Raw genomic sequence first — 2,622 nt, 5'->3', positions numbered from 1 at the left:
GCCGGGACGAGGTCCCGGTACGACGGCCGGCGGCGTGGGTGTGCGGGTACGTCACGCGTACAGCTTCATCGGGGCGTACTTCTGGCGGGGGAAGACCTTCTCGACCTCCGCGTTGGTGAGCCCGAACCGGCCCTGGGCCACCGCCCCGTACACGTTGAACATGTTGTTGTACTCCGGCACGTCACCGGAGTCCAGCTTGTCCAGACCGTTCCAGGTGCCGAGCAGGGAGCCGGCCAGCTTCTTACCGGAGAGCACGGTGACCACGCCACCGTGCCCGTGGTCGGTGCCGCCGGTGTTGGAGCCGACCCGGCGACCGAACTCGCTGGACACCATGATGGTCACGTCGGCGGCCTGCGGGCCGAGGTCGGTGAAGAAGGCCGCCATCGCGCTGGCCAGCTCGTTCAGCCTGCGGTGCAGCTGGCCGCCCGCGGCGGTGCCCTGGTTCTCGTGGGTGTCGTAGCCGCCCATCCCGACGGTGGCGACCCGGACGTTCGCGCCGCCCTTGATCAGCTGGGCGAGTTGCTGGAAGGCCCGGCCGACGCCCTCGTACGTGACGCCCTCGGCGGGCTGGTACGGCTTGGCGGCGAGCTTCTGCGCGGTGGCCAGCGCGCCCATGCCCTCCTGCACGGCTTCCTCGACCGGGTGGTTGATCCCGGTGAAGAGCCCCTTGATGGCCTTCTCGGTGGCCGCCCGGTACTTCTCGTCACCGTTGAGCCGCAACGATCCGACGCTGTTCAACGACAATGCGCCGTTGTTGCCGACCAGCGAGCGGGGCAGCGTGCTGCCGATGCCGACGCTACGGAACGCGGTGCCCTTGCCCAGGTTGTCGACCAGACCGTCCAGCCAGCCCCGACCGCCGGTCTCGTTGGGCAGTCCGCCCAGGTTGCAGGCGTCCGCGGCCTGGAAGTGGCTGCGCGACAGCCGCTCGTCCGAGACGCCCGGGATGAAGCCGAGCTGGCCTGCGGTCAGCCACTTCTCCAGCGGCTTGAACGCGCTGGTCAGCTTGAAGCCCCGGCCCAGGGCCAGCGAGTCGTTGCCGAGCAGCAGGTCGGGCCGCGCCTTGCTGAGCACCGGGTCGTTGTCCGGTGCCACCAGGCTCAGCCCGTCCAGCCCGCCGTAGAGGAAGACGTGGATCAGGGTGCCGGTCTTGGTCGCCGCGAACGACGCCGACGTGGTCACGAACTGGGCAGTGGCCAGGGCGGTGGCGGTGGCCGCGGCACCCGCGACGAAGGTACGGCGGGTGACGCCGCGACCGTCCTGCTGGGCCTCCTCCAGGTTCTCCAGAGTGCGGTAGCGGTCCAGCTCGGCAGCGCTCTCGGCGGCCACGATGTCCGCCTCGGCGCGCAGCAGGGCCTCGGCCGGGTTGTCGGCCAGCCGCCGCACGTCGGGGCATTCGGGGTGCAGGGGGAAAGAGTTGTACACAGTCTTCTCCATCGGGTGCCTCACCGGAGGTGGTGCTGGGGGGAAGCGAGGATCGCCCGCGCGACGGCGGTGATGGCCCCGTTGAACGTGGCGTCGACCTTGGCGGTGGCGGCGACGCCGGCCACACCGAGGATCAGGTTCTTCTCCCGCGTGCTCAGCTTCTGACCCACCAGCCGCTGGGAGAGCGCGTCCACGTACGCCCCGGCGGTCGCCGGCGGCTTGGCGACCAGCTTCTCCGGTGCCGTGTACGTGAAGGCGGTGCGGTAGCCGGCGAGGATCTCGCCCGCCTCGTTCCAGCCGTTGACCATGGTGCCGGCCGACGTCCAGGCGACGTAGACGTCCGGGTAGCCGTCCGGGGTGGGCTGACCCATCGGGTACTGACCCAGCTCGCGCAGCTTGTCCTGGATCTGCCGCAGGCCCCGCGCGTACGGGGTGCGCTTGCTGTCGCCGTTGTTGTGCTTCGGCGACGCCTCCGGCGAGACACCCAGCGTGCGGTACGTGGCAGCCAGGTACTCCATCGGGCGGCGTACCTTCTGGCCCACGGCGGCCCAGAACTCGGTGGAGCAGAACATCGCCATCAGCACCGGCTTGATCAGGCCGTTGTTGGTGGTGTAGATCTTGGCCAGCCGGTCCACCAGGGACTTCGGCGGGGTGTCCGAGACGAAGCGGGTCGCCAGGCTCTGCGCCACGTACTTCGCCGTCGACGGGTGCAACGCGATGTAGGTGATGTACGCGTCGATCGCCGCGTCGGCCTTCTTCGGGTCCGACGAGTTGTTCGGGTGGCTGAAGCCGAGGATCTTCACCTTGCCGACGTAGTGCTGCTCCGGCTTGAAGACGTACTTGCCGTCCTTGTCGATGCCCCGGCCGGTCTGCAACATGGCGGCCTGACGGACGTCCGGCTCCTTGTAGCCGCCGTCGACGCCGACCGAGTACAGCTCGAGGTTCTCCCGGGCGAGGTTCTCGTTGATCGCGTCCTTGCGGGAGTCCTTCTGGTTCAGGTAGATCAGCAGCGCGGGGTGCTTGTTCGCCGCGATCAGCATCTCCGGGTAGCTGCCCAGCGCGTGCTTGCGCACGACGTCCTGGTCGAACGAGTTGCGGTAGACCTCACCGCCGTCGAAATCGGCGGCGACGTGCAGGAAGTCGTTCCAGAAGTCGACCATCACCTCGAACAACTGGCGCTTGGACCAGATCTGCCGGGCG

General features: G+C 68.9%; 2 protein-coding genes. Both read right to left on the bottom strand.

Going from position 1 to position 2,622, the window contains the following annotated elements; all coding sequences use genetic code 11:
- Nucleotides 1-51 precede the first annotated feature (51 nt).
- A complete protein-coding gene (locus ACWCO3_RS33740) occupies nt 52-1,434 on the bottom strand; it encodes a DUF1501 domain-containing protein (protein WP_145779570.1) in 1,383 nt (460 codons plus the stop codon).
- Between the two features lie 8 nt (nt 1,435-1,442).
- A partial coding sequence (locus ACWCO3_RS33735; protein ID WP_450014001.1) for a DUF1800 domain-containing protein occupies nt 1,443-2,622 on the bottom strand: 1,180 nt, incomplete at its 5' end.

It is taken from the genome of Micromonospora sp. NPDC002411 (genome assembly GCF_053592955.1).
Note: the sequence above shows the minus strand (reverse complement) of the source record. Positions and strands in the feature narration are given on the sequence as shown.

Coding starts and splice junctions, on each gene's coding strand:
- ACWCO3_RS33740 (WP_145779570.1), bottom strand. CDS start 1,434: ATGGAGAAGACTGTGTACAACTCTTTCCCCCTGCACCCCGAATGCCCC.